General features: G+C 46.3%; 23 protein-coding genes. 14 read left to right on the top strand and 9 right to left on the bottom strand.

Annotated elements, in window-relative coordinates; all coding sequences use genetic code 11:
* Positions 1-92 precede the first annotated feature (92 nt).
* On the top strand, positions 93-1739 hold the full coding sequence (locus GCU85_RS01285; RefSeq protein WP_152808540.1) for a glutamine--tRNA ligase/YqeY domain fusion protein: 1647 nt from the start codon (positions 93-95) through the stop codon (positions 1737-1739).
* Between the two features lie 110 nt (positions 1740-1849).
* Here the strand turns inward: GCU85_RS01285 and GCU85_RS01280 are convergent, their stop codons facing one another.
* From GCU85_RS01280 to GCU85_RS01255, 6 genes are all read right to left on the bottom strand, one after another.
* A complete protein-coding gene (locus tag GCU85_RS01280) occupies positions 1850-4129 on the bottom strand; it encodes a GNAT family N-acetyltransferase (RefSeq protein WP_152808538.1) in 2280 nt (759 codons plus the stop codon).
* A gap of 91 nt (positions 4130-4220) precedes the next feature.
* On the bottom strand, positions 4221-5399 hold the full coding sequence (locus tag GCU85_RS09895; RefSeq protein WP_218110461.1) for a general secretion pathway protein GspB: 1179 nt from the start codon (positions 5397-5399) through the stop codon (positions 4221-4223).
* Position 5400: 1 nt separating this feature from the next.
* Complete coding sequence (locus tag GCU85_RS01270) at positions 5401-7854, bottom strand: AAA family ATPase (protein ID WP_152808534.1); 2454 nt, start codon at positions 7852-7854, stop codon at positions 5401-5403.
* Positions 7855-8019: 165 nt separating this feature from the next.
* A complete protein-coding gene (locus GCU85_RS01265) occupies positions 8020-9375 on the bottom strand; it encodes an aminopeptidase P N-terminal domain-containing protein (RefSeq protein ID WP_152808532.1) in 1356 nt (451 codons plus the stop codon).
* A gap of 147 nt (positions 9376-9522) precedes the next feature.
* Positions 9523-10254, bottom strand: coding sequence for a Bax inhibitor-1/YccA family protein (locus GCU85_RS01260; RefSeq protein WP_218110460.1), 732 nt, complete (start codon positions 10252-10254; stop codon positions 9523-9525).
* A 97-nt stretch (positions 10255-10351) separates the two neighbouring features.
* A complete protein-coding gene (locus GCU85_RS01255) occupies positions 10352-11401 on the bottom strand; it encodes a PHP domain-containing protein (protein WP_152808530.1) in 1050 nt (349 codons plus the stop codon).
* A 280-nt stretch (positions 11402-11681) separates the two neighbouring features.
* On the opposite strand from GCU85_RS01255, the gene GCU85_RS01250 reads away from it, so the two are divergent.
* Entirely contained in the window at positions 11682-12479 is a 798-nt protein-coding gene (locus tag GCU85_RS01250) for an undecaprenyl-diphosphate phosphatase (protein WP_218110459.1), read from the top strand.
* Between the two features lie 17 nt (positions 12480-12496).
* On the top strand, positions 12497-13477 hold the full coding sequence (locus tag GCU85_RS01245; RefSeq protein ID WP_152808528.1) for a calcium/sodium antiporter: 981 nt from the start codon (positions 12497-12499) through the stop codon (positions 13475-13477).
* A gap of 89 nt (positions 13478-13566) precedes the next feature.
* Here the strand turns inward: GCU85_RS01245 and GCU85_RS01240 are convergent, their stop codons facing one another.
* Together GCU85_RS01240 and GCU85_RS01235 are read right to left on the bottom strand one after the other, a co-directional pair.
* Positions 13567-13866 carry an RnfH family protein gene (locus GCU85_RS01240; protein WP_152808526.1) on the bottom strand — a complete coding sequence of 100 codons (300 nt, stop codon included), beginning with the start codon at positions 13864-13866 and terminating at the stop codon, positions 13567-13569.
* A 10-nt stretch (positions 13867-13876) separates the two neighbouring features.
* A complete protein-coding gene (locus tag GCU85_RS01235) occupies positions 13877-14329 on the bottom strand; it encodes a type II toxin-antitoxin system RatA family toxin (protein WP_152808524.1) in 453 nt (150 codons plus the stop codon).
* Between the two features lie 51 nt (positions 14330-14380).
* Here GCU85_RS01235 and smpB point away from each other — a divergent pair, with 51 nt between their 5' ends.
* From smpB to GCU85_RS01220, 3 genes are all read left to right on the top strand, one after another.
* Positions 14381-14857: an SsrA-binding protein SmpB gene (gene smpB / locus GCU85_RS01230; RefSeq protein ID WP_152808522.1), complete on the top strand. Its 477-nt coding sequence runs from the start codon at positions 14381-14383 to the stop codon at positions 14855-14857.
* 110 nt (positions 14858-14967) lie between these two features.
* Positions 14968-15492, top strand: coding sequence for an inorganic diphosphatase (ppa, locus tag GCU85_RS01225; protein ID WP_152808520.1), 525 nt, complete (start codon positions 14968-14970; stop codon positions 15490-15492).
* A gap of 214 nt (positions 15493-15706) precedes the next feature.
* Positions 15707-17239 (top strand): pertactin-like passenger domain-containing protein, encoded by a 1533-nt coding sequence (locus GCU85_RS01220; protein WP_152808518.1) that lies wholly within the window; start codon positions 15707-15709, stop codon positions 17237-17239.
* 207 nt (positions 17240-17446) lie between these two features.
* Here the strand turns inward: GCU85_RS01220 and mntR are convergent, their stop codons facing one another.
* On the bottom strand, positions 17447-17893 hold the full coding sequence (gene mntR, locus GCU85_RS01215; RefSeq protein WP_152808516.1) for a manganese-binding transcriptional regulator MntR: 447 nt from the start codon (positions 17891-17893) through the stop codon (positions 17447-17449).
* A 140-nt stretch (positions 17894-18033) separates the two neighbouring features.
* Here mntR and GCU85_RS01210 point away from each other — a divergent pair, with 140 nt between their 5' ends.
* From GCU85_RS01210 to GCU85_RS01175, 8 genes are all read left to right on the top strand, one after another.
* Complete coding sequence (locus GCU85_RS01210; protein WP_152808514.1) at positions 18034-19134, top strand: metal ABC transporter solute-binding protein, Zn/Mn family; 1101 nt, start codon at positions 18034-18036, stop codon at positions 19132-19134.
* A gap of 54 nt (positions 19135-19188) precedes the next feature.
* Positions 19189-19980, top strand: coding sequence for a metal ABC transporter ATP-binding protein (locus tag GCU85_RS01205; protein WP_152808666.1), 792 nt, complete (start codon positions 19189-19191; stop codon positions 19978-19980).
* 25 nt (positions 19981-20005) lie between these two features.
* Positions 20006-21142: a metal ABC transporter permease gene (locus GCU85_RS01200; protein WP_152808512.1), complete on the top strand. Its 1137-nt coding sequence runs from the start codon at positions 20006-20008 to the stop codon at positions 21140-21142.
* Positions 21139-22011 carry a metal ABC transporter permease gene (locus tag GCU85_RS01195; RefSeq protein WP_152808510.1) on the top strand — a complete coding sequence of 291 codons (873 nt, stop codon included), beginning with the start codon at positions 21139-21141 and terminating at the stop codon, positions 22009-22011. The genes GCU85_RS01200 and GCU85_RS01195 overlap by 4 nt, the downstream gene beginning before the upstream one ends.
* 161 nt (positions 22012-22172) lie before the next feature.
* Positions 22173-23114: a LysR family transcriptional regulator gene (locus GCU85_RS01190; protein ID WP_152808508.1), complete on the top strand. Its 942-nt coding sequence runs from the start codon at positions 22173-22175 to the stop codon at positions 23112-23114.
* A gap of 372 nt (positions 23115-23486) precedes the next feature.
* Positions 23487-24854 carry an aminotransferase family protein gene (locus GCU85_RS01185; protein WP_152808506.1) on the top strand — a complete coding sequence of 456 codons (1368 nt, stop codon included), beginning with the start codon at positions 23487-23489 and terminating at the stop codon, positions 24852-24854.
* Positions 24855-24874: 20 nt separating this feature from the next.
* On the top strand, positions 24875-25564 hold the full coding sequence (locus GCU85_RS01180) for a CoA transferase subunit A (protein WP_152808504.1): 690 nt from the start codon (positions 24875-24877) through the stop codon (positions 25562-25564).
* Positions 25545-26195: a 3-oxoacid CoA-transferase subunit B gene (locus tag GCU85_RS01175; protein WP_152808502.1), complete on the top strand. Its 651-nt coding sequence runs from the start codon at positions 25545-25547 to the stop codon at positions 26193-26195. Before GCU85_RS01180 ends, GCU85_RS01175 begins: the two co-directional genes overlap by 20 nt.
* Positions 26196-26198: the final 3 nt, after the last annotated feature.

The raw sequence follows: 26198 nt of genomic DNA, 5'->3' as shown, positions 1-26198 counted from the left end.
TTTTTATTTAGCATGACGATGACGAAAGGGCATCGCCCTTTTACAACAAAAATTATATAATAAGCCTTCTGATTTGAAAATACTTAAATAATATGACCGACGAAACCATCCACAACTTTATCCAAGAAATTATCGATACCGATTTGGCTAACGGCAAGCACCAAGCCATTCAGACGCGTTTTCCGCCTGAGCCAAATGGCTATTTACATATCGGTCATGCTAAGTCAATTTGTCTTAATTTTGGATTAGCCGCGCAGTTTGGCGGCAAATGCAATCTCCGTTTTGATGATACGAACCCAGAAAAAGAAGAAGAAACCTACATGCACGCCATTAAAGAAGACATTTCATGGCTAGGTTATCAATGGGACGCGCTTTGTTTTGCTTCGGACTATTTTGAGACGCTTTACCAGCTTGCCGTACAATTAATTGAAGCGGGGCTTGCTTACGTTGATAACCAAACAACCGAAGCCATCAGACTAGGGCGGGGCTCACTAACTGAGCCTGGCGCCGAGAGCCCTTACCGTGAGCGCAGTGTGGATGAAAACTTAGCCCATTTTAAAAAAATGCGTGATGGTGAATACGCGGATGGAGACGCTGTGCTTCGTGCCAAAATTGACATGCAGTCTCCAAACATGAATATGCGCGATCCTGTTATTTATCGTGTCCGTCGCGCGCATCACTTCAGAACGGGTAACCACTGGTGCATTTATCCGCTTTATGATTTTACACACGGCCTATCTGATATGATAGAAGGGGTTACGCACTCATTGTGTACGTTAGAATTCGAAGACCACCGACCGCTTTATGACTGGTTTATTCGGGTACTAAATACCCCGTGTCAGCCACGCCAGATTGAGTTTGCCAGACTACAATTAGAGTACACGGTATTATCTAAACGCCGCCTCATCCAACTCGTAGAAAAAGGCCATGTTGACGGCTGGGATGACCCACGCATGCCAACGATTGCAGGTATGCGCCGACGCGGTGTTCCACCCCAGGTTATCCGTGATTTTTGCCATAAAATTGGCATCACCAAAAAAGACGCAACCATCGAAATGGAGTTTTTTGATGGCTTGCTTCGCGATACACTAAATAGCCATGCCCCCAGACGTATGGCGGTGATCAATCCAATCACCGTCACTTTGATTAACTACCCCGAAGAGACCGTAGAGAATCTAACCATCGCTAATCACCCTCAAAATGCTGAAATGGGCACGAGGCAAATTCCATTTAGCAAACATCTCTATATTGAGCGTGAAGACTTCAAAGAAACGGCCAACAACAAATTCAAACGCCTTGTATTAGGCGGCGAAGTCAGACTGCGGGGCGCCTATGTCATTCGCTGCGAACAGATTATTTTTGATGAAAAAACAGGGGAGCCCATCGAGCTATTATGCCACTATGACTCAGACACGCTAGGCAAAAATCCCGCCGATGGTCGGAAAGTAAAAGGGGTTATCCATTGGGTCTCAAAACCGCACGCGATAGATGCCTGCGTGATTGAATACGACCGCCTGTTTACAGAGCCTAACCCAATGAAATCTGAGCATTTTACTGATGTAATCAATGCCAATTCAAAGCGTATTATCGATACCGCTAAACTAGAGCCTGCACTGGCCGATGCACCCATTGGTTTGACTTATCAATTTGAACGCATTGGGTACTTTACCTATGATGCGGAAAAACTCAATGGTCAACGACGATTTAACCAAACCATTTCATTGCGAGAAGGGGGTTAGCGGCAAAGGGGACTAAGCGACAAAGGGGGCAACCACACTTTTGGATGCATGGTTTACACGCTTAACTGCGCTTAACCGCCTCCTTAACGTAACGACACCTCAACTGCGACTTAAGCGTTGCGATTCGCTTTGATTGTTGCCGCTAACTGCGTCAACAGCTGCTTAATTATTGGTTGGTTTGACTTTTTTATCGCCTCAAATGGCAAATAGGTCAGGATACGATGCTGGATTTCACCTAACGGTTGTTGCTGCAGCTGCTGCCATCGCTTCCAACACGGACTGTTAATCAATACGGGTAAAAAATACGACGCTGGCCGATGACTTTTTTCTAATTTATTAATTTCATTTAATAAATCCATTTCATCCAATGATGTTTCTGCTATTTTTTGTTGTGATGCCTGTCTATTGGCAGTCATCGTACTGCGCCTGTTAGCTACCATATCGGCTGCAATATTGGCTGCAATACTCGTTTCCATATTAGCTTTAATGGCGACGTCTAAATCCATTAATGTCTGTAGTGTCCGCTGCGCCGCCTGACTGGTCTGATAAAAGGCTTGATAACAAGCGACATGGTGCTGGAAAAAATTATACAATTGCTTGATTTCTTGTGTATGAATTGTCTGTGTATGGACTGTCTGTGCGTGGATTGCCTGTTTATGGGCTACCTGTTTGTGAATTGACTGTGTTTTAGTTACCGCTGGATAGCACGCATGTTGATCTACCGCGCGTAACATCAATATCGCAGGTAAATTGTCCCATTTATTCAATGATAAGGATAACTTAACGGGCGTAAACCCGACCGAACACCAAAAACGCAAACTCGATTCACGCGCACTGAATGATGCGCTCATCATCGTAATTGACTTTTCCAGCAAGTGCTTTTCAATTTCATTGACGAGCATTGTTGCATACCCACAACGACGTTGCTCATGTGCAGTAACGATTCTAACAATTCTTGCGATGGGATATCGTACGACAGTATCCATTTGGGCGCCAATATGACCATAAGCAGCCAATACCGACTGTTGCGTAAACGCGGATTTCACACGTCGCCGACCTGCTATCAACTCGTCAAGCTGAACCTCCGCTGGTAAGGATTCTATCAATACATAAGCAACCGCACAAATCCAATTATTTTTAACAGCAATTGCAAACCATGCAGGGCGATTATAAAGCGCCATTGCATCATTTGGTGTGCTTTTGTAATGCGCTTTTTGCAATAATGCATGGCAACCTTGCATGATACCTGCATCAATAACCGATTGGGTATCCATCATGTGCACACCGTCTGGTAACGCAACAGCAGAGACCGACTCTGTGGGGATAAATTGCTGCGTTAGCAAAAATAAGGGGTCGTCACACGCAAAACGCTGTATTTGCTGTAGTTGAAAAATCCTGACTGCTTTTGATGGGGTTTCAAGATAATGCTCTCGATAACTTTGCCCCGTTGTTTCGTAACCATCGGTTGTGGTTGCGGCAATCAACTGGCCTGCGTTATTTTTACACGCTGCTATAGCGTAATCCATAAACGCCTTAGGCAGTGTAGCTGCTTCGTCTATTATTAGCACATCAAAGCGTATTTTGCTTTTCGTGAGTGTTGTTATTTTATCAGGCACGAGAAATTGCCATGTTTCACGTGAAACATTTGCTAGCTGACTCAGTAAATTTTTTGCCGAACCTCGACTCGGTGCGACAATTACCACCTGTTGTCCGTTGCGGCAATATAACTCGGCCAACTGACCCAGCAGTGTTGATTTGCCTGTCCCGCGCTTGCCGATGATTTGGCACATTTCATAGCCATCAAGGTTACGGTGACTGCAAAAAAACTGTAATATTTCGGCTTGCTCATCGCGCAAGCCATTGTTATTTGATGCTTTTGGTATTATTTCGTTTGCTTTTAGCGCTGTCTTTGGTGTTATCTTTGCTATTACTTTGGGTACCAATGCTATTTGCCGCAACTGGGGTAGCAATACCTGATGGACAAATGGATTGACCACCTGCTGTACATCGGCTAGCTGTACATCGGCTAATCGTGGAAGCGTAGTTTGCACCGTCAAGCAATTTTGCGCCTTCGTTAGCGTATGATGCACATAAACAAGGTATACCGTATGTCCGCCACGAATACAGTTTAGTATGCACAGCCAGTTATTCAGGTTCAAATTATAGTTAAAAATAACCACCGTGTCGCCTAGTTCTTGGCCTAGCCACCGTGTTTGATTACCATCCGATATTAAGTCGATGACTGTGGTTTCTGCTATATTGAGCCTTTTATCCTGTTTTTTCAGGTATGCTTGCAACTGTTCTAGTGGGCAGCCTGCCTCAGTCGCTTCATGTAAGATAACACACCGAGCAAGTCGCGAAGGCACCACTGTTGTTTCACGTGAATCCATTGCCGTACGCGCCGCTAAAACTGCTAAAACTGCTAAAACTGATGCAGATGGTAGTAAACATTTGACCAGCTGGGATTGCGTCAACCGTAGTTTAGTGCGTGCTAATCAGCACATCACCGCCGCCATCATTGATAATGATTCCTGTGGGTAGAATTCTCACCACACGCGTCTGCGTGCTAGGAATTTGCCCGCCTTCAAAAACCTTCGCGCCTGAAATTAGAACAAACCGTTTTGCCTGATTATCATCATAGACTAATGCGCTAATTTGTATCGACTTTTTCCACGCCGGCGTTGCCTGCGGGTTGTTTTTGGCGCTGGCGCTAGTCACCGCAACTGGCTGATTGGCATTTGCCGCGTTTGGTCGATAATTATTTTTCGACGCTACCTCATTAACCCGTGGGTTAGTGGTGGACTTCGACGTATTGTCTAATTTCTTTGTACTGGTGGTTTTATTTTTAGCCTGCGACTGAGCGGAAGACGTTAATGCGGTCAAGGCAATCAACTCTGTTACAACACCTTTTTTATCAACGCCATTAGTGTCTCTTGAATTAGAGGCGTCTGAAATAGGCGTTAACTCTACTAATGCTTCACCGAGGGCTTCGCGATTGGGCCTTGTTTCGTCTGTTGCCATCTCCAAGCTGGCAAGCTGGCTTCGATCGCTAGCATTCTTACTAATTTGGCTGCTGACTTCACTGCTAATTTCATTCGGAGTAGGGGCAGGGGGCTGAGCAGCGGGCTGAGCAGCGGGTTGAGTAGCGGGCTGGGTAGCGGGCTGGGTAGCGGGCTGGGTAGCGAGCTGGGTAGCGGCTTCGTCAGCCAATATATTCTGATTTACTCCTGATTCTGCTACGAGCGACTCTGCTGCGAGTGGCTCTGCTGTGTCTGCCAAGCCCTTTGTAGCGTTATCTTTGTGCTGATTCGCTGTTGGTATCGCTGGCTGCTCACTGTTATCTGGTGCTTGCTTTGTTGGTGCTTGGCTTGTTGGTGCTTGGCTTACAGACACGTCAACCTGATTATTTGATGTCAAACCACCTACACCAACCTGAGCCGCTCGTTTGTTATTTGCCCCGCTCACATAGTACGCGCCTGTTGCGCCCACGCCCAAGGCGATAAAAATCAATATCGGTAACTTGAGCGCTTTCAATCGTGATTGCCGCGATTTTGCCTGTGAAAGCAAGTGATACTTGCCTTCATCGTCTAGTGTTCTGTTTGCCAGCGCGTCTTGGCGTAACTTTTCGGCTTTATCGATGGCATCTAAAATTTGTGACATGCTACTGCTCGACTTCGGTAGCTTTTATTGCCGTAGCCGAACGAATGGTACGACTTAAAAGTGGCGTATTCTCGTCTGCCACGACATTAAACAAGTATTGTAGGGTTTCGTTACCAACAATGCCATCGACCAACAATTGTCGCTGATCTTGAAACTGTTTTACTTTATCAACCAGCGCGTTGTCATAACGCAAAGATTCATTGATATCACGAAAATCACGGCCTTCTGCAATGGCAATCCGCTGGCGCAACCAACGAACCTGCTCACCCTCAAAGCCAGGCGGTATCTGTAACGAAACATTTGGCGCTTCCAGCAGCACAACAAATCGACCAGTCACATAAGGCGCTATCTCATTAAACCCAACCTCGGTGGGCTGGCCATCGATTGTCGCAGTCAAATGGGTTTTGCTGAGCGCGAGAACGGGCAACCATTGTTTATTGTCTGCGTCGGTTAACTCCAGTAGTGCAGGCCGATTGATTTGCCTTAGTACAGGAAAGCCACCGCGACCATTGACGCATCGCATGTTGTGTGTTTCTGCGAACTGGCATGCCGTTTGGTTAGCGGGTATCGCGGTAGGCAACTGCCAGTCTCTTAGTAGCGTAACAACGCCATCGGTTTGCCCCAATTTGGCTGTTCGCCAGGTCGGTGCAATGGGTGGCTTTGCATTAGATGAATTTGAAGTGGGCGGATTTGAAACAGATAGCTCTTGCGCCTGCGCGTTTTCATCTGCCGTTTTTGTGGCAGATACTCTTGCGGTGGGCGCTGCTTTATTTGTCGCTTTATTTGTCGATTTATTTACTGCACTATCATCGATATTTATCGTGCTTGGTTCGGTACTTATCACGGCTACATCGGTAGGCGTTGCCACTTCTGACGTGCCGTCGGGCGTTGCTGTTGCTGAGCTTGTTTCGCTACGGTCGGCTTTAAGGGCTTCGTCGGCTTCGATAGCAAGGCGGCTAGCAGGCGATTCATCAGCATTGGCAATGTCTGTTGGCGGATTGTCTGTTGGCGGATTGTCTGTTGGCGCATCGTTTACTGGCGTATTGTTTGTTGGATTTTTGGGCGCCTCCGATAAGTTGGTTTCACGTGAAACCACATTGTCAGAGCTGGCATTGTCAGATGCAATATCAGCAACCGCTTTCGGTTCGCCACTCCTTTCATCGCCGCTGTCATTGCCGCTGTCATTGCCAGCGACATCAGTGTTACTTGGCGCTTCTTGCGTTGAACTGTCTGCCAAACCCACCGATGAAATACCGATTGCGCTAAGGTCAGGCTGCGCCTCTGGCTGAGGCGCTCTTGCTGGGCCTACCTGTGAATCTGCCTGTGAATCTGCCACCAACGCGGTTTTTTGCAAAGTTGTTTGCGCGTCCGTTAGCGCTGCCGATGGTTTGTCGCTTCCGTTTGCTGCGTCCGTACGGTCACCTGCATTAGACACATCGGTCGTATCGAGCGCTTGGCTTGGCGTATCTTGCCAAATCGCTAACACCGAGAGCGGCCAACGACTCGTTATCGTATCGACAAACTGATCACCCTCTTGCGAGTAGCGATAAGCACCATAACTGCCACCAGCAACCAGTAGTAACGCAATAGCATGCCCCAAACCAAACCCCGCGCCCGTTCGGCGCTTTGCTGGTGTTGTTTGCGTTTTTAACGGCAAGGTTTCTTCAGCAGCGCTTTGAATGTGTTTACTCGAGACGCGATAAACGCCTTCATTATAAGCAGTCAACAAAGCCCTGTCGCATAGGACATTGATTAGTCTAGGTATTCCACCAGTTAGTTTGTAAATTTGTCGCGTAGCGGATGCGGCAAATACACTGGGGTTGCCCTTGGCGACTTTGATGCGGTGCGCGACGTATTCGTTTACTTCGCTCGGGTTGAGTGCGGTCAAGTGATAACGCATGGTAATACGCTGGGACAACTGACGCAAATCATCGCGATTAATGAGTGCTTGCAGCTCTTCTTGCCCCACCAAAATAATGCGCAGTAATTTTTGGCTATCTGTTTCTAGGTTTGTTAGCAGGCGAACTTGCTCTAGTATTTCACGGCTTAAATTTTGTGCTTCATCGACAATCAATACGGTTTGACGGCCATTCGCGTGCGCGCTTAGCAAATAACGATTGAGCGCATCAACCAGCGGTTTGAGCGATGACGGATTGGGAACATAGTCGATGCCAAGCTCGTCCAAAACCGATGCAACAAAGTCAATCACCGACAACCCAGAATGCAGGCACATTGCAATATCGGTGTTTTCAAGCTTTTGTGACAGTAGCGAGCGAATCAACGTGGTTTTCCCTGTGCCGACCTGACCAGTCAACAGCACAAATCCACCGTTTTCGCCAGCACCATAAATTAAGTGCGCCAGCGCATCACGATGACGCTCGCTCATATAGAGAAAACGAGGGTCAGGAGAAATTGAAAAAGGGGCTTCATTAAAGCCAAAATGCTCGTTATACATCAATCTCGTCTAGTTTAAGAATAGCGACCTCAGATAAGGAATTATTCCGTTTATGTTGATTACCGTCATGTTGACATCATGCATGATTTCATGCTGACTAAATGGCGTCATTATACCGAAAAACATAAAAAAAAGCAGAACAGATTGATAAAACGAATATTAAGGTTAATTAATCTCACGCGCTGCGTCAGCACAACACGCTTCAATCGCGTCGATTGATTTTGGTGTGGCGCCCGTCAAATTAAGGTGGCCATCAGGCGTAATAATGACATCATCCTCAATACGAATGCCAATACCCCGTAAGGCTTCGGGGGCAGATTCATCGTCAGCGCGGATATAAAGTCCTGGCTCGATGGTCAGTGCCATTCCAGGCTGTAGCTGGACATCTTCGTCAGATTGCGTTTTATAGTCTCCAACATCGTGCACATCAATACCTAACCAATGGCTGGTGCCATGCATAAAATAGCGCTGATAGGTTTTATCCGCGTATACTTGTTCGGCAGTCCCTGAGACAAGCCCTAGCGCCAACATACCCTCTATCAACACGTGTGTTGCCGCTTCGTGTGGTGAGCGAATCGAATTCCCTGGCTTTGCCGCAGCAAGTGCCGCCTCCATCGCTGTCAGCACCCATTGATACACGGCGGCTTGTGATTGGGTAAATCGACCGTTAACGGGAAACGTTCTTGTAATATCAGCGGCATAACCATGGTACTCACAGCCTGCATCCACCAGTAACAAATCACCATCACGCAGCAAGGCATTATTTTTTCGATAGTGCAGGGTGCAGGCGTTATTGCCTGAGGCAACAATATGGCCATACGCCTCTACACCAAAATGGTGTCTGAATTGATAGTCTAGTCGTGCGGCTAATTGGTATTCATATTGCCCTGGCTGTGTTTGTTGCATCAGGGCTTTGTGCGCCTCGATTGAGATATCAGCGGCATGCTGCATGGCGGCTATTTCGTATTCATCTTTAATCAACCGCATCGGGTGAATAAACTGATCGCTGTGCAATAACTGCTGAGGTGCACGCGCGCGGCGCGTTGCTTTCGCTTGCTCGATAATAGTCAACACCCGGCTGTCAAAATCAGCATAGCGACTAAACGGCATAATCAGGGTGTCATGCAAATAACACTGCTCAAGTAAAAATGCATCAAACCGTGCTATCTCATCGCTAGCATCGAATAAATAATCGCGCTGTGCGCGTTGCTGACCAATAATATCGCCCTCCCAAATCGCGTGTAATTCATCTAAGGGACGGCTGAATAACGTCGATTGTTGCGTCTTGCCATCCAGCACCAGCACCGCATTGGGCTCTAAAAAATAACTGAGATACAAAAAATCACTATCTTGGCGAAACGCATGATATACATCTCGGTTACGTATTGCTTCGCTGGCTACGGGCAAGACCAAAATTGCTTCACCGATTGCCTTTAATAGCCGGTCGCGACGCGATTTAAATACCGTCATTGGGGTAGTTGGATGAAGGGAGCTGAGAGAGGGCGAATGGGCATGTGTCATAAAAACTCGGCAAGATTGTTAATTGTTAGTTAACACTAGGGTATCGGATGGCAAAAGCAAGGTCAATACCGCACTAAAAAAGCCCGACGAATCGGGCTGTTAACGATTACTCAACGATTACTCAACCATTAGCGTGGGATACCAAGGTTATTCACCACCAGTAAACGCCATGACAAACTGAATAACATACCAAAATAGCAAGCCAACGCTCGCAAATAGCGCCAAAGACGCACCGACGTGCTGGCTTTCGTGATAGTGGTGCTGGATTTTAGAGGTTTCGTATAAAATGGCTGCTGACGCAAAAATAATCATTGCGCCTGAAAAGACCAAACCTAAAGTAAAGCCAAATAAGGCACTGGCGATAATAAGACCAATGGCAACAAAAAAACCAATCGTTAAGGCAGGGCGCAGGAAAGAAAAGTCTTTGCCAGTAAATAGCACAACAGCCGTCAGACCGACGACCATCGCGATGGTAATAACCGCGGCGTGGCTTAGCACATTCGCATCAGCTGGGGTGTAATAAAGCGCCATTGCAATGATGGGTAAAAATATAATGGCCTCGGCAAAAATTCCGATTCCCCACCAAATATATTGCTGCTGACCTGTCACTGATTCGTGGGCTTTTTTGTGAACAATATGCGAAATAAAGCCATAAGCAAGTAGTACACCCAGCCAGCCAAAAACGCCTATCGTCGAAAGCACGCTAACGGCAAGATGACCTAGCCCCATCTGCAACATAATGGTCTCAAGCATGGCAAACAACGCAATCGCCAATGCTAAATGAAAGTAGGTTTTTTTGATAAACTTCTGGCGGGTATCGGCATCGGCATAGGCGATGACTTTATCCGAGCTGAGGTCCATATAATTCATATTACTCATGGTATTGACTCCAAAATTAAAATTCAAACGGGTTAATAAAAATTGATAGCACTTATTCTAGCACAAGGGTGGTGACATGCAATAAACTAACGGTGAATTACACATTAAATCCATGCCATACAGGGATGACATCTTTGGGTAGCGGTGCAATTTTCCCTAACATCGGGTGGTAACGCCGCTGGCGATGAAAGTCACTACCGATACTCGCATATAACCCGTATTGCTTTGCAATCAAAGCGAATTTTTCGATTTGATCCGCTGGCTGCCCTGCCGTAGCGACTTCGATAGCGCCACCACCAAACCCAACAAAATCGCGCACAAAGCGGTGCATTTTGCTGCGCGTCATGCGATATTGCGCCGGATGAGCAATCGTCGCAATACCACCTGCCTGATTAATGGTGTCGATTATTTGTGGCAATGGCGCCCAGTATTGGTGCATATCACCTAGTTTTCCGCGGCCAAGGTATTTTTTAAAGGCTTTGGCAGGACTATCCACATACCCTTTGGCTACCATACACTGTGCAATATGAGGACGACCGATATTTTGGTGTGCGGCAAAAGCACTCACTTCCTCAACGGTCATTGGCATCTGCAAGGCAGCCAGTTGCTTGAGTTGTTTTGCCAAACGGCTGGCTCTCGCCGCCTGTTGATAGTGAATTAAATCAGTCACCCGAGGATGGTTGGCATCAAAATTTAGCCCAACAATATGCACACCAACCCCTTGCCAAGCGCTAGAAAATTCGCACCCACAGACAAGATGTAATGCGGTATTTTGCGGCGATTGTGTGATTAACGCCTGTAACTCGTTATAACCAGCAAGCGTATCGTGATCGGTGATAGCTAACAGGCGAATACCGACCGATTTTGCCAGTAACAATAATTCGCGGGGTGTTAATTCACCATCAGAAGCCGTTGTATGGCAGTGCAAATCGACAACACTGGCGACAGCGCTGGTACAATTATCTGCGCCTGTGTCTGTGTCTGTGTCTGCGCTTTCGCTTATCTTTTCGCTTGTCTTTTCGCTAATCTGAGAGCCATCCCCTTGACTATCAATATGGCTATCGATGCGGCTACCAATTTGGCTACCATCAGGAAAGGCGGAAAAGGCGTGATTCAGCAAATCAGTCGATAAATGGGTGGGCTGCATAGCACGGCAGTGTAAAGCAACCCTGCTTAATTGGCAATTAAAATCACCTGTGCGTCAATTTGTCTGTAGCTTTACTGCGTGGTTTTACTGCATAGTGCTACTGTGTGTTGCTACTGTATGGTTTTTGCTATGCGGCGATGCTTTTTGTCTTTCGCGCCAAGACGTACCGCACCGTACCACGCTGTTTGTCACAAAGACGTTTTGTTTTTTGTGAAAATTAACGATAATAAGCAACGGCAACCGACATCGGCAAACATCATTAAGCAACATAGGAAATCGTGTGGATTTACTGCAAACTATTTTTCTCGCTATTATTCAGGGCATTACTGAATTTTTACCTATTTCAAGTTCAGCCCATTTGATTTTGGCTTCAGACTTTTTTGGCTGGCCAGACCAAGGCACTGCCTTTGATTTGGCGTTACACGTTGGGACCTTGTGCGCGGTCGTGATTTATTTTAGGCATGATTTATGGGTCATTTCGCGCGACACGACACATTCTCTCCTCAAGCGCCAATCTGTTGGGCAAAGCCGCATGGGGTGGTTTTTGGTTATAAGCACAATCCCTGCCGCGCTGTTCGGGCTATTTTTGCTGGATATCGTGGATAGTCATTTGCGTAGCCCCGAAATTATTGTCGCAACCACCATCGGATTTGCCGTATTACTCTGGCTATCGGCGAAAGTAGGACGAGAGGACAAAGACATGACCCAATTAACCTTAAAAAATATCCTGCTCATCGGTATCGCCCAAGCGCTTGCCCTCATCCCAGGCACATCGCGAAGCGGTGCGACCATTACGATGGCATTATTTCTTGGTTATGATAGACAAACGGCTTCACGGTTTTCGTTTTTGCTCGCCGTGCCTATTACGTTTTTGGCAACGCTTGCGAAAATCAGCAATGATGCGCTAACGGTATCGTCGATTCCTTGGCTGCATTTTTTGCTAGGCGCCGTCTTGTCTTTTCTGACCGCCATCGCTGCGATTCATTATTTCTTGCGGTTTTTAAACCGTTTTGGCATGATGCCTTATGTCATTTACCGCTTGGTGCTTGCTGGCGTAATTGTGTTATTTTTGCTCTGATTCGAGGTAATAAAAAAATGTTAATCAATGGGTTATTTGTGGTTGTCGGGTTAGTTGTCCTCATTTGGAGTGCGGATCGATTTATTGACGGCGCATCAGCAACGGCACGCCACTTTGGCATGCCAGCGCTACTGGTCGGCATGCTAATTGTCGGATTTGGCACATCAGCACCAGAACTGGCGGTCTCTGCACTGGCCTCTTTGGGTGGGAATTCAGGAATTGCAGTCGGTAATGCCTATGGTTCGAATATCGCCAATATTGGCTTGGTGCTTGCGATTACCGCCTTAATTTATCCGCTGTCAGTCAGTTCGCGTATTGTCCGCCGAGAGATTCCGTGGTTATTGGTGATTTTGCTGCTGAGTTTTGCTTTTTTTTACGACCGAGAAATTAATCGGATAGAGGCAGCGGCGATGTTTTTTGGCATGTTTATTATTCTAATTTTCTCTGCCTATTACGGCAATGAAGACGATGCATTAACACAAGAAATCACTCAGGAAATCAATGAAAAAGAAAGTACATCCGCCCAACAACCACTCTCAAAAGCCATACTGTCCTTAGGTATTGGCTTATTATTATTGCTGATTAGTTCGCATTTTTTGGTCAAAGGCGCCGTCGCTATTGCCCAGTTTTTTGGCTTAAGTGATTTAATCATCGGTTTGACGATTATCGCCATTGGTACGTCTCTGCCTGAGCTGGCTTCTGCCATTGCGGCGGCCAAAAAAAACGAGCCCGATATTGTCCTCGGTAACATTATTGGGTCTTGTCTTTTTAATTCAATGGCTGTTGTTGGCTTGGCGGGTATGATTAAACCTATGACGGTCAGCCCCATCTTTTTACAGCGCGATTTTGTTGCCTGTGTTGTGTTGACCATCATGTTATGGGTATTTGCCTTTGGCATTAAAGGCGTGGCGAAAATCACCCGAAAAGAAGGCGGCATGCTGCTCGCTGGCTACATCGGCTATAGCGTTTATTTATTAATGACATTGCAGCATCCATAGCATCAGCTCAATCAACCGCTAAGCCAACCGCTAAATCACAACGCAGCAGCTTAGTCGCGTGGTGTTATTTTTCGCTGTGTTTTTCGCTGTTATTTTTTGGCGCGTTGCCGTCTTTGTTCCATCGGGTCAATCACCAATGGTCGATAAATTTCGATACGATCGCCTGCCTGAACGATTTGGTTCGGTTCGCAAACCTTGCTCCAAATCCCAACCGTCGCTGTTTCTAGTACAATATCAGGGAAAAATCCAAGTATCCCTGACTGCTGAATCGCAGCCCTCACCGATGTTTGTGGCGATACTTGTAGCGGAATAATCATTTGGCGTGCAGGCGTTGCATAGGCAACTTCAATCGCGATTAATGTATCAGATGCGGATAGTTTTGCTGTCATCGTTATGGGCTTAATCGGTTTTTTCTTGGGCGTGACGCCGATGTGCCTCTTGGCAAAAAGCATCCACCATTGATTTGGCAATCCAATCAAATACCCCACTCAACGCTTGGTTAAAAAAACCAGTCGCCATTTGATACTGCAAGTCTAGCGTCACTTCACTACCACTTGCCGTATCAACAAACCGCCATTCGCCTGTTAACTGGCTAAAAGGCCCATTGACCAACGCGATGGCGATTTTTTTAGGTGTCTCGTCGGGGTACATGGTGTTATGTGTGGTAAATGACTTGGTGAACGGGCCTTTGTGAATCGACAAAGTGCCATGCACTTCGTTGGGTGCGACTGGCTCGCCGTGCGCTGCGGTGCAGAACGGCAAAAAGTCAGGATATGCTTGAAAATTGGCGACCAATTCAAACATTTTTTCAGCACTATACGGACTGTTTTGTGTTTTTATGATGTGTGGCATGTGTTTTCACGTTATAATTAGCGCAATTAATTCGCGTATCATAATAGCATCATGTCAAAAAAGAAACCAACCAGTCCCAATCAAATCGCTAAAAACAAAAAAGCGCGTTTTGATTACCATATCGAAGAAACCTTCGAAGCAGGCTTGCAGCTGCTCGGTTGGGAGGTTAAATCATTACGCGAAGGGCGAGTTCAGATGACAGAAAGTTACGTAACCGTCAAAAACGATGAAGTCTATTTATTTGGCTGCCATATCATCCCGCTGACTTCGGCATCAACACACGTCAATGCTGATTATTTACGTACACGAAAACTCTTATTAAATCGGCGTGAAATTAGCAAACTGATTGGACTAAAAGAACGAGACGGCTATACCATTATTCCGTTATCGCTTTATTGGAAACGCGGCAAGGTCAAATGCGAAATCGGCATTGCAAAAGGTAAAAAATCCTACGATAAACGCGCCGATCAAAAACAAAAAGACTGGCAACGCGATAAAGCGCGAATGATGAAAACCCATAAAGTATAATCATCTCGTGGCTAAATCAGCAGAGACGTTGTTGCCTAGCCCACCTGCCTAACCCACGCATTCAATGACATTTAACGCACTAAAAACACACTAAACTAACTGGAGGAAATATGAGCCTAAGCAAAGTCACCCGAGGAGACACCCCGAACCGCTTTAACGTCATTATCGAGATCCCTGCCTATGCAGGCACCGTCAAATACGAAGTTGACAAAGACACACAGTGCTTAACCGTTGACCGCTTTATGAAAACCGCGCTGCAATACCCCGCTAATTATGGCTATGTGCCTGATACCCTATGCGGCGACGGTGATCCATTAGACGTGTTGGTACTCACACCTGAGCCGTTGGTGCCTGGCTGCGTGATTGAAGCACGACCGATTGGCGTACTGCATATGTCCGATGAAGCAGGCGAAGATGCCAAACTACTCGCACTGCCGACTGAAAAAGCCTGCCCAATGTATGCCAATATGCAAGATATCACGGACATCCCTGAATTGGTATTAGACCAAATCAAACATTTTTTCGAACATTACAAAGATTTAGACCAAGGCAAATGGGTCAAACTCGACGGTTACGGTAACAAAGCCGAGGCCCTAACGGCCGTTGAAGATGCCGTCGCATTGTACAAACCTTAAATGTAACGAAAAAATAAGCGATATTCGTAAGATAGAGGTCTATTCTGCTGTGTTGTTTTTGATTTAGTTAGCTGTTACTCTGTTGATTGATTAATTTCTTAATCTAGTATTTTAATCTAGTATTTTTTCGGTTAACTAGCTTAATGAATAGCTTAATGAACCGTTATTCAATTGGCTTTAAATAATAGATTTACAACAATGAGGAAAGAATAACATGAACAAAAAATGGGGCTTATCGGTCGTCATGACCACACTAGCGCTAGGCGCACTAACGGTTGCAAAAGCGCAAACTGTTGCTTGCGCTAGCGTTGGGACGCTTGCAGGCGACAAATGCACATTAAATGGTGCTAATATAGCAGGTGTTAATATTAATTCCTTGACTGATAATGCTGTAGATTCAATTGTTGTAACTGAATCAGGTGCAGGCGTAAGGATTCAGGCAGCCCCTCTAGACATCACGATTACTGATGCCATTCACCTTGAGCTGATTACATCAACGTTGGGTGCCACTGGTTTAGATTTACAAGGTGGCGATGACACGCTTACCAATAATGAATCGGGGACAGGGCGAGAATTAACCATCAGTGGAAATATGACTGGCGGTGATGGTAATGATACCGCTGATGTGGTTGGCATTAATGTCAATGGCGATGTTTTCGGTAATGCGGGCGATGATACGCTGACATTTACGCAAAGCATGGGCCCACCCGTTAGGCGTTCAGTTGTTACGGGTAATATTGATGGTGGCGATGACAATGACACGCTGTCAGTTAGCTTTACGGATGTGACAGGCGATTTGATTGGTGGTTTAGGTGATGATTCTCTGACCGTGTCTGGTGATGCGACCGTTGTTGGATTAATTGACGGCGGTGATGGCAATGATGCAATGACAGTCGGTGATTCTGCTAGTGTTGATGACATTAATGCTGGCGCTGGCGATGATACGGTTTTAGTCAACAGTACTTTTTCAGGTCCACTCACGACACATGTGGCACTAAACGCGCCGATTGATGGTGGTGATGGCGTTGACACCTTTACCTTTGAAAATTGGGAAGGCACGCCACCTGATTTGCTCAATTGGGAGACACTAAACTTGACTGCTAGCATCGTCACATTAGGATTAACGACCGCGGTAACCGATTTAGTTGATATTGACCCTGATTCCATATTAGAAATTGGTACGACGCTGGGCATGACAACCGCATTGTTGACCAACGCAGGCGAGCTCAGATTATTCGACCAAGCCGTTGTCACGGTCAGTAATGAATTAGCAAATAGCAACCGCGTCACACTAGTCGATGGGGCAACCGATGACACGCCAACCGTAACGGGTAATTTTAATAACACAGGCACTGTTGCTTTGGATATAAATACAGCTGATCATAGCGCTGACTTACTCACCATTACAGGCGATAATACCGCACAATTAACGCTAGCGCTTAGCAATCTAGACCCAGCGAATTCTGACAATACCAATATACCTCTGGTTACGGTTAATGGCGCGCCGGGTACCGCCGTTTTAGAAGGCGGTGGAACCACCCTAACCGCAGGTGGTGTTACGTATGAATTACAGTTACTAACTGATACTTGGACGCTTGTGCCGTTAGCGGGCGGTGCTGGTGGCGCAGTTAGCATTCCTTCGACTGGCTTAACCAGTTTAGTCTTAGCACTATCGGGATTGGCGGGCATAGCGTTTACCGTAATGCGCCGCGAGAGCAAGCGCCGCGAGATTACAACACACGCCTAACCAGCAAACCTTTCACTCGTTATTATAACGACGAATAGAAAAGACGCACAGCCCACTTTGGGCTGTGCGTCTTTTTGTTTTATCAGCATTCTGATTTTTAAGCATCCGACTAGGCAATTTTCAGGCAACGACAACTAAAGCAATACCCTATCGTTGAATTATTTCATCAATGTTGTGTCATCAGTGTTTTGTCTCAATGTTACGTCATCAATCTTGTCGCATCAAAGCGGCTTTCATTGCCTGTAGGGTTTCTGCGCTAACATGGTGTTCGATGCCTTCTGCATCGCGTTCAGCAACGGCTTTACTAATCCCAAGTGACAACAAGAAGTCGCGCACAATCACGTGGCGTGATTTGCATTTTTCGGCCAATTCTCGCCCTGCGGTGGTTAAAAAAATCGAACGATAGGGTTGTTTGTCGATCAGTCCTTCTTTGACTAAACGTGCCAGCGCTTTGTTTACTGTTGGGCCTGTTACGCCCATCCGTTTTGCAATATCAACCGCACGCGCTTCGCCTTGGCTATCCAACAAATCTGCAATCAGTTCAACATAATCCTCTGTCACTTCGCTGTCATTGGCGTTGCGAACGTGGCTAAAAATGCGGGCTTGGTCTGTTTCTGTCGGCAGTGTTTGTGCCATGTCTTTAGGGCGTTTCATGGCCTTATTATTGGCGATTTGCCATTTTTTTTCAACCAATAATTGCAAAGTCACCCTAAATATCGTAGTCTATACGTTGTTTATTAGCCTAGGCTAATTTTATAAGCGTGCGCTACTTATTTTAGGAGGGGTCATTGTCAATGAATTCTGCAAAGCGAAGCCTATCCTGCGCTTGTTTTGCCCTGTTGTTATTGCTTTTTTCATTCGCTCAGGCTGATGATGCGCGCAATCAACCGCAAAAATTATCAGCGACACCCCATGCAGCCTCCCATGCAAAGCCCAGCAAGTCCAAAATAACCGTCCTAACCACCACCACAATGATTACCGACTTAGTCAAACAACTAGGCGGGCAACACGTTACTGTCAATGGGCTAATGGCGCCTGGTGTGGACCCGCATTTATATAAAGCCAGCGCCAGAGATGTGAATAAATTTCAACAAGCCGATATGATTATTTATAACGGCTGGCATTTAGAAGGCAAACTCACTGAATTACTCGCCAATATGCAGCGCTCAGGCAAAACTGTCGTGGCCATTGTTGATGCGATTCCCCCCAAAGACCGCATTGACTCTGTTGATTACCCAGGCAACTATGACCCGCATATTTGGTTATCGATAGATAACTGGATGGCTGTAACCCGTTTTGTCAGCGACCAATTAATTGCTTATGATACGGTTAACGAAGCCGAATACGTACGATTACGCGACCGTTATTTAGGCGAACTGAACCAATTAAAAATACGAATACAACAACAAATCGACACCTTGCCCATCGAAAAGCGTATTTTAGTAACAGCGCACGATGCATTTCAATACTTTGGCCGCGCGCATCAATTTCAGGTCGTTGGTTTGCAAGGCATCAATACAGCCAGCGAAGCCAGCATCAAAGATGTCCAGCGCTTAGCTGATTTTATTGTCGCGCAAAATATCCCTGCCATTTTTATCGAGTCTGCGATTCCTGTCAGAAATATCAAAGCCTTACAAGCCGCTGTTCATGCCAGAGGTGGCGCAGTAAAAATAGGCGGGGAACTCTACGCTGATTCGCTGGGGCAGCCAACTGCAACCGATATAAACCACAACGACAACGATAACAGCAATAATAATAGCAACAATGCCAATAAAGCCAATAAAGCCAACGAAACTAACGCAACCCCGCCTGATGTTGGCACCTATGTCGGCATGTACCTGCACAATGTCAACACAATCGTCCAGGCACTATCCATGCAACTGTCAATGCACTGAGGTAACGCTAACCAAATGACAGCAAATAAAAACATCTCAGAAACGACCTCAGAAATGATCTCAGAGACGCACCCAGCGCCCGCCATTCGCGTGACCAATTTGACGGTTGCTTATGGCGACACACCCGTGCTCTGGGATATTCACCTCTCCATTCCGTGCGGTGTTTTAATGGGTGTTGTTGGGCCTAATGGCGCGGGTAAGACTACCTTGATTAAGTCACTGCTCGGGCTGGTTAAACCGTTGTGTGGCCAAGTGCATTTTTTGAACCAACCGTATCAACGGCAACGCCAACAGGTTGCTTATATTCCACAAAAAGGGAGCATTGATTGGGATTTCCCTACCACCGTGCTTGATGTGGTTATGATGGGCACCTATGGGAAACTTGGTTGGTTTAAGCGACCAGATAGCAAAGCAAAAAAACAAGCCATGGACGCGCTCGCAGCCGTTGATATGACAGGGTTATCGATGCGCCCTATCGGCCAGCTATCGGGTGGGCAGCAGCAGCGCGTCCTGTTAGCCCGCGCTATTGTTCAAGACGCACAAATTTATTTACTAGACGAGCCTTTTCAAGGCGTTGACGCGGTGACGGAAAAAACCATGATGGCTAATTTGCAACAATGGACAGATGCAGGCAAAACCGTCATTGTTGTGCACCATGATTTACAGACGGTGCCGCATTATTTTAATTGGGTAACGCTGCTGAATGTGCAATGCATTGCCTGTGGTCCAGTTGATGCCGTATTTACAGATGAAAATATCCACCAAACTTATGCAAGCCCTCATGTTACAGCGCGCGGCTTTTCAGCGGTGTTTGCTTCAACTGGCGCTCAGTGTGACAACGTATAATCCAATCGTATTAACGGGTTAACGCATGCTCGAGGCCCTATTTTTATTATTGACCGACTATAGCCTGCGGGTCATCCTCTTGGGTGTGCTGATGATGGGGTTACTGAGCGGTGCGCTGGGGTGTTTTACCCTGCTCAAAAGTGAAAGCCTGTTGGGCGATGCGATTTCGCATGCGGCGCTCCCCGGCATTGTCCTTGCGTTTATCATAACAGGCGACAAATCAGCGAATATCCTGTTCGTCGGCGCACTGGCAAGCGGTGTGGTAGCAAGCTTATGGATACTTTCTATTGTGCAAACCCGCCGATTAAAAACTGATGCCGCGCTCGGTATTGCGCTGTCGGTGTTTTTTGGTTTGGGCATTGTCTTGCTATCTTTGGTACAAAAACAGGGCAACGCAGGACAGTCTGGGCTTGAGCGTTATTTGTTTGGTCAGGCTGCTACGCTGCTGGCGCAGGATGTCCTGTTTATGGCACTGTGGTGTGGCTTAGCGATATTGGTTTTATTGCTGATTTGGAAAGAAGCTAAACTCGTCGTGTTTGACCCCGATTATGCCCAAACATTGGGGTTTCATAGTCATTGGTTACGCCTACTGCTGACCAGTTTAACCGTCATTGCAATTGTCATTGGTTTACAGAGTGTTGGCGTTGTACTGATGAGTGCGATGCTAATTGCCCCAGCAGCAACCGCTAGACAGTGGACGAACCGATTGGGCACCATGGTAATGCTAAGCGCCGTTTTTGGTGGATTAGCCGGTATTTTGGGCGTTGCATTTAGTGTCACCATCGATAACACACCAACGGGGCCTGCCATTGTACTCGTGGCAACGCTTTTTGCGCTAATCACGTTTATTATCGCTCCTAACCGTGGTATCGCGGCAAGGTATTGGCAACGGCGAAAAAACCAACGGCAAATTCTCGCCTCACAATTATTATTTACCCTTTATCAGCAAATGCAACCTAACCAACCCGCTACCAGCGTATTTATCCAACATTTTTCTAAAAGCACCTACCAGCACCTAGAAAAAACAGGCGCCATCGCCCAACAAGCAGACGGCTGGCAGCTCACCGCCTACGGAAAATCAATCATTGACGAATGGATAAATGCCGAACAAGCTAACTGTGCAGCACCAAAACCGCTAATCATAGGAAACCATCAGTCATGACCGCTGCACAGATCGAAATTCAGTTATTAGCCATTTTGGTCGCCTTAGCCTGTGTCATCCCAGGTTGTTTTTTGGTGCTCAGAAAAATGGCGATGATATCGGATGCCATATCACACGCGATTTTGCCTGGTATTGTGATCGGCTTTTTCCTGCATCAGGATTTGGGCTCACCTTTATTAATGATCACAGCAACCGCCAGCGGGCTATTGGCAGTGGTCTTAATCGAATGGTTAAGACAAAGCGAGTTGGTCAAAGCCGATGCAGCGATTGGGTTAGTCTTCCCTGCGCTGTTTAGCTTAGGGGTAGTGTTGATTAGTCGCTATGCCGAGACGGTTCACTTGGATATCGATGCGGTTTTGGTCGGTGAAATGACTTTTGCGCCATTTAATCGCTGGTATATAAATGGCGTAGATTTAGGGCCCAAAGCCATCTGGGTCATGGGCACGATATTGTTGATTAATTTGCTGTTGCTTGGTTTGTTTTATAACGCACTCAAACTAACCACGATTGATGCAAGTTTCGCGCTGACACTGGGGTTGTCTCCTCAGATAATCCATTATGGCTTGATGGCGGTCACGTCGCTAACAACCGTCGGTGCCTTTGACGCAGTAGGCGCCGTTTTGGTTATTGCCTTTGTTATTGTACCCGCAGCGACGGCTTATTTAATCACCCATCGGCTGTCTCACCTATTGATTGTCGCGAGTTTTATTGCAATTATTGCTTCCATTTCAGGTTATTGGCTTGCGTATGCTGCTGATTTATCTATCGCAGGATGCATCACCGTTGTTTTGGGTGGGGTGTTTTTATTCACTCAACGCCTTACCAAGCCCCTCAACCGATTGATGCAAAAACACGTGACGACAAACTGATGAAGCCGTATAGCAGCCATCTAATAGCCGTCCAATAAAATCACCCAATAAAATCACCCAATAAAATCACCCAATAAAGCCGCGCAATAAATACCCGCAGCAAACATAATGCCTGATGTAAATAATACACTTTTTAGGCGTTTTGATGCTAAAATAGCATAATGAAAAAATACACGCTCAACCAACTACTTATTTTCAAAGAAATCATCAAAGAAGGGTCGATGAATAAGGCCGCACAGCATTTTGATATGAATCAATCCGCCGTGAGCCGAGCCATTCAAATGCTCGAAAAGCACTTAGATTTTAAACTATTTTATCGACAAAAAAAACAATTGCTGCTGACACAAGAAGGGCACAAATTCCTTACCGAGCTCGATAAATTAATTGCAGCACTGTCTGTCTTTGATGAAAGTATTTCAACCATTAAGCAAGGCATCAAAGAACTGCGGTTTGGTGTCCCTACGGGGCTTTCTCTGCGTTTTGCGCCAGAGATTATCCAGCATTATCGACAGGTCCAACCCGATTGCAGCATCCGCTTGGATATTCGCTCTAGCCAAGCATTATGCGAAGATGTCAATGCGGGCAACCTCGATATGGCGTTGGTCGCGCGGCTCACTGAAATTACGCCGGCAGTCCATCATTTTCCTATTATGCAAACACCGTTGGTTTGTGTGGTTAACAATAATCACCCGTTAGCCAGTCGGACAACCTTATCAATCAACGACATCATCAAAACACAAGTCATTTTTCCTAGCAAACTAGAAATAGCTGGCGTTTGGGTCGACAAAATTGACCCCGATTTATTCAAACAAGCCAAAATCATTGCCAATGTCGGGGCAATTGTTGGGCTGGTCGAACAAGGGCTAGGGATTGCAGTGCTTAATCTACTTACGGCAAGCGATATGAGCGACTTATCCAAAGTTAGTATTATTCCGCTAACACCCTTAATGCCGCTGGATATTCATCTGATTTGCCGCCTAGACTGGCTAGACAACCATGATATTAATCAATTGCTACACAGCATTGAAAAAAGCCTTACCGCGCGCAAAATAACACTGCCTTCTACACTGTCACCAGCGTTGTTGTTTCATAGTGAAATTTAACCGCTGACAAACACTAACAAACACGAAATCAAGTGATATCAAGCAGACAGAAAAATGGGTATTGACTCCTTAAAAAGCGTAATTTAGAGCAAACTCAATTTGTCTTGAGCTCAAGCAGCGCCTTCATTTTCCTTCCAAAAGGTATTATGAAGAAAGCAATCACCATGGCTGATTCTTTATTCATCTGCTTCTATCCGATCTTACCACTCCCTATAATCATGGTAGTCAGTCTGTGGGTCAATTTTTCGCGATTTTAGATTATGACCCAAATACATATTAAATAGTTTTTATATACACTATTGACATAATATATGGGTTGTTGCTATAGTGTGGATAATGCCTGTTATGGGTTAACTGACACACGATAGACAAATGAATGCGTTAAAAAATACAACTCAAAAATCACCAACGTTTTATATTAGCCATGGGCATAAGCCCATCGCTGCTCACGCGAATGGCATATACATTACCGCAAACGATGGTAAGCGTTATTTAGATGGTTGTAGCGGTGCAGCAGTCGTTCAAGTGGGGCATTCGCATCCAGCGGTACTTGCTGCAATGCATGAACAAATTGACCAGCTCCAGTTTAGCTACCGCACCCAGTTTGAAAACCAACCAGCGATTGATTTAGGCTATAAAATTGTGGCGCATATGCCGCCAGGGCTTGATCGTGTGTTTTTTGTATCAGGCGGTTCTGAGGCGGTTGAATCGGCGATGAAATTGGTACGTCAATACCACTTTCACCGTGGTGAACACGAGCGCACGATTTTCATTAGTCGTTTGCCGTCTTATCATGGCTCTACATTGGGCGCGTTGAGTTTGACGGGCTATCAGCCACTGCAAAAACCTTTTGAAGGCACGTATCAGCTTTACCCAAAAATCCCATCACCAACGCAGTACCGCATTCCAGAGGGGCACACGGCCGAATCACACGCAATTGCGTGTGCAAACGAACTAGAGACCAACATATTAGCCATCGGTGCGCATCGCATTGCAGGTTTCGTTGTTGAACCCATTGGGGGGGCGAGTACAGGCGCCGAAGTCCCTCATAACAGTTATTTCCCACGCATTCAAGCGATATGTAAACAGTACGGCATTCCTTTGATACTAGACGAAGTCCTATGTGGCGTTGGACGCACGGGCCGCTGGTTGGCGGCTGACTATTGGCAAATCGATGCCGACGTGATTTGTCTTGCCAAAGGACTGGGCGCTGGCTATGCCCCACTCGCCGCCATTGTTGCCAAAGACGAAATGGTCGAGACTGTGCTTTCAAACGGTGGCTTTATGCATGGATTTACCTATGCAGGCAACCCACTCGCCTGTGCAGCAGGCTGTGCGGTGCTCGATGTTATCGATAATGAAGGCTTAGTAGAAAATGCTGCCAAGCAAGGTGAATACTTGTTGGCACAATTACAGCAATTAAGCGAACGCTTTGATTGGATTGGTGATGTGCGCGGGCGCGGATTATTGCTTGCCATCGAATTCGCAGACAAAGCCAGCAAAACACCGCTTCCAAATGACTGGAAAGTTAGCCAGACAATTACTGATATGGCTTACGATGAGGGGCTGTTGGTTTATCCCCGTAAAAGCCTCAATGGCATTGCAGGCGATCATATTTTAATTGCCCCACCATTAATTATTACACACGCACAGTGCGATGAGCTATTGGGCTTGCTGACGAAAGCGCTGACGACTTTTGACACACATTATCAGAAAATAGCACAAAATAACCCAAAATAACCCAAAATAAACAATAAAACATGATGATGGATAAAACAACGGCACTGTCGACGATGGTGGAACAAATTCCTAATGGGGCGACGATAATGGTCAGTGGGTTTGGCTCATCAGGCACGCCGTTTACGTTAATTGATGAATTACTCAATCAAGGACAAAGCCAGCTCACGCTGATTAAAAACGATGCCAATGAAACCAGCATCGGAATTGATAAACTCATTGCCAAAGGCCGCGTCAAAAAACTCATCGCAACCCATATCGGGCTAAATCCATTGGCGATGGAGTTAGCCGAGTCGAATCAGTTAGCCGTTGAGCTCGTACCTCAGGGTATTCTTGCTGAGAGAATTCGTGCTGCAGGTATTGGTGTTAAGGGATTTTTAAGCACCATAGGACTGGGTACCGATTATGAACAATTGCGCGAAAAAATAACGATAGGCGATGAAACCGTTTTGTTTGAGCCGGCAATTTTTGCTGATGTGGCGCTTATCCATGCTGAAAAAGCCGATACCTTTGGCAATGCACAGTTTAATACCGCTGGGGTAAATTTTGCACCGCTAATGGCAATGGCGGCAAAGTTGACCTTATTAGAGTGCAAGTCACTGGTTGGCATCGGTCAGATAGCACCACCACAAGTACACATGTCGGGCGTGGTGGTCAACCACGTGGCTAAAATCAATCACCTGAGTCAGGATTATGAGCCAATTAAACGCTAATGAAGTCATTTTAAATCGCGCGGCACAAGAGGTCACGCAAGATTTGCTGGTTAATTTAGGCATTGGCTTGCCGCAACAGTTAACCCAACACTTAGCGGCAGCGCAAACACCGATGATTCTTTCGGAGAATGGCCTAATTGGTGTTGGTAAAGCGCTACCCCACGAACAAGCGAATGCCTATTGTATGGATGCTGGTGGGGCGTATGTCGACGTGGTGCCAGGCGCCTCGTTTGTTGATAGTGCCCTGTCTTTTGGTTTAATTCGCGGCGGCTATGTCGATTTGGCGTTTTTGGGCGCATTCCAAGTCTCACAATTTGGCGATTTGGCGAATTGGCATGTCCCTGGGGCAAAAAAAACGGGCATGGGCGGGGCGCTTGAAATTGCAAGCTGTGCCAAAAAACTCGTCGTCTTAATGCGTCACCAAGACAAACAAGGCCGTGCCAAAATTTTGTCACACTGCACCTTTCCACTAACCAGTCACCGCTGTGTTAATCGCATTATCACCGAGCAAGCGGTTTTTGATATTGATAAAGACGGATTGATATTACGTGAAACGCTCGCTGGCTATTGCGTTGAAGCAATCAAAGCCAACACTGAAGCACCCTTTCGATTGGCACCTGATTTAACCTAGTAG

The sequence above is a fragment of the Ostreibacterium oceani genome, from assembly GCF_009362845.1.
Classification (GTDB): Bacteria; Pseudomonadota; Gammaproteobacteria; order Cardiobacteriales; family Ostreibacteriaceae; genus Ostreibacterium; species Ostreibacterium oceani.
This window is presented reverse-complemented; position numbering and strand designations above follow the sequence as displayed.

What these genes read in the sequence shown, in the direction of transcription:
- GCU85_RS01210 (WP_152808514.1), top strand. Translation starts at nt 18,034, where the DNA reads ATGAATTCTGCAAAGCGAAGCCTATCCTGCGCTTGTTTTGCCCTGTTG.
- GCU85_RS01180 (WP_152808504.1), top strand. Translation starts at nt 24,875, where the DNA reads ATGATGATGGATAAAACAACGGCACTGTCGACGATGGTGGAACAAATT.
- GCU85_RS01205 (WP_152808666.1), top strand. Translation starts at nt 19,189, where the DNA reads ATGATCTCAGAGACGCACCCAGCGCCCGCCATTCGCGTGACCAATTTG.
- GCU85_RS09895 (WP_218110461.1), bottom strand. Translation starts at nt 5,399, where the DNA reads ATGTCACAAATTTTAGATGCCATCGATAAAGCCGAAAAGTTACGCCAA.
- GCU85_RS01265 (WP_152808532.1), bottom strand. Translation starts at nt 9,375, where the DNA reads ATGACACATGCCCATTCGCCCTCTCTCAGCTCCCTTCATCCAACTACC.
- GCU85_RS01175 (WP_152808502.1), top strand. Translation starts at nt 25,545, where the DNA reads ATGAGCCAATTAAACGCTAATGAAGTCATTTTAAATCGCGCGGCACAA.
- GCU85_RS01255 (WP_152808530.1), bottom strand. Translation starts at nt 11,401, where the DNA reads ATGCAGCCCACCCATTTATCGACTGATTTGCTGAATCACGCCTTTTCC.
- smpB (WP_152808522.1), top strand. Translation starts at nt 14,381, where the DNA reads ATGTCAAAAAAGAAACCAACCAGTCCCAATCAAATCGCTAAAAACAAA.
- GCU85_RS01270 (WP_152808534.1), bottom strand. Translation starts at nt 7,854, where the DNA reads ATGTATAACGAGCATTTTGGCTTTAATGAAGCCCCTTTTTCAATTTCT.
- GCU85_RS01240 (WP_152808526.1), bottom strand. Translation starts at nt 13,866, where the DNA reads ATGACAGCAAAACTATCCGCATCTGATACATTAATCGCGATTGAAGTT.
- GCU85_RS01200 (WP_152808512.1), top strand. Translation starts at nt 20,006, where the DNA reads ATGCTCGAGGCCCTATTTTTATTATTGACCGACTATAGCCTGCGGGTC.
- GCU85_RS01195 (WP_152808510.1), top strand. Translation starts at nt 21,139, where the DNA reads ATGACCGCTGCACAGATCGAAATTCAGTTATTAGCCATTTTGGTCGCC.
- GCU85_RS01285 (WP_152808540.1), top strand. Translation starts at nt 93, where the DNA reads ATGACCGACGAAACCATCCACAACTTTATCCAAGAAATTATCGATACC.
- mntR (WP_152808516.1), bottom strand. Translation starts at nt 17,893, where the DNA reads ATGAAACGCCCTAAAGACATGGCACAAACACTGCCGACAGAAACAGAC.
- ppa (WP_152808520.1), top strand. Translation starts at nt 14,968, where the DNA reads ATGAGCCTAAGCAAAGTCACCCGAGGAGACACCCCGAACCGCTTTAAC.
- GCU85_RS01280 (WP_152808538.1), bottom strand. Translation starts at nt 4,129, where the DNA reads ATGGATTCACGTGAAACAACAGTGGTGCCTTCGCGACTTGCTCGGTGT.
- GCU85_RS01245 (WP_152808528.1), top strand. Translation starts at nt 12,497, where the DNA reads ATGTTAATCAATGGGTTATTTGTGGTTGTCGGGTTAGTTGTCCTCATT.
- GCU85_RS01220 (WP_152808518.1), top strand. Translation starts at nt 15,707, where the DNA reads ATGAACAAAAAATGGGGCTTATCGGTCGTCATGACCACACTAGCGCTA.
- GCU85_RS01190 (WP_152808508.1), top strand. Translation starts at nt 22,173, where the DNA reads ATGAAAAAATACACGCTCAACCAACTACTTATTTTCAAAGAAATCATC.
- GCU85_RS01260 (WP_218110460.1), bottom strand. Translation starts at nt 10,254, where the DNA reads ATGAGTAATATGAATTATATGGACCTCAGCTCGGATAAAGTCATCGCC.
- GCU85_RS01235 (WP_152808524.1), bottom strand. Translation starts at nt 14,329, where the DNA reads ATGCCACACATCATAAAAACACAAAACAGTCCGTATAGTGCTGAAAAA.
- GCU85_RS01185 (WP_152808506.1), top strand. Translation starts at nt 23,487, where the DNA reads ATGAATGCGTTAAAAAATACAACTCAAAAATCACCAACGTTTTATATT.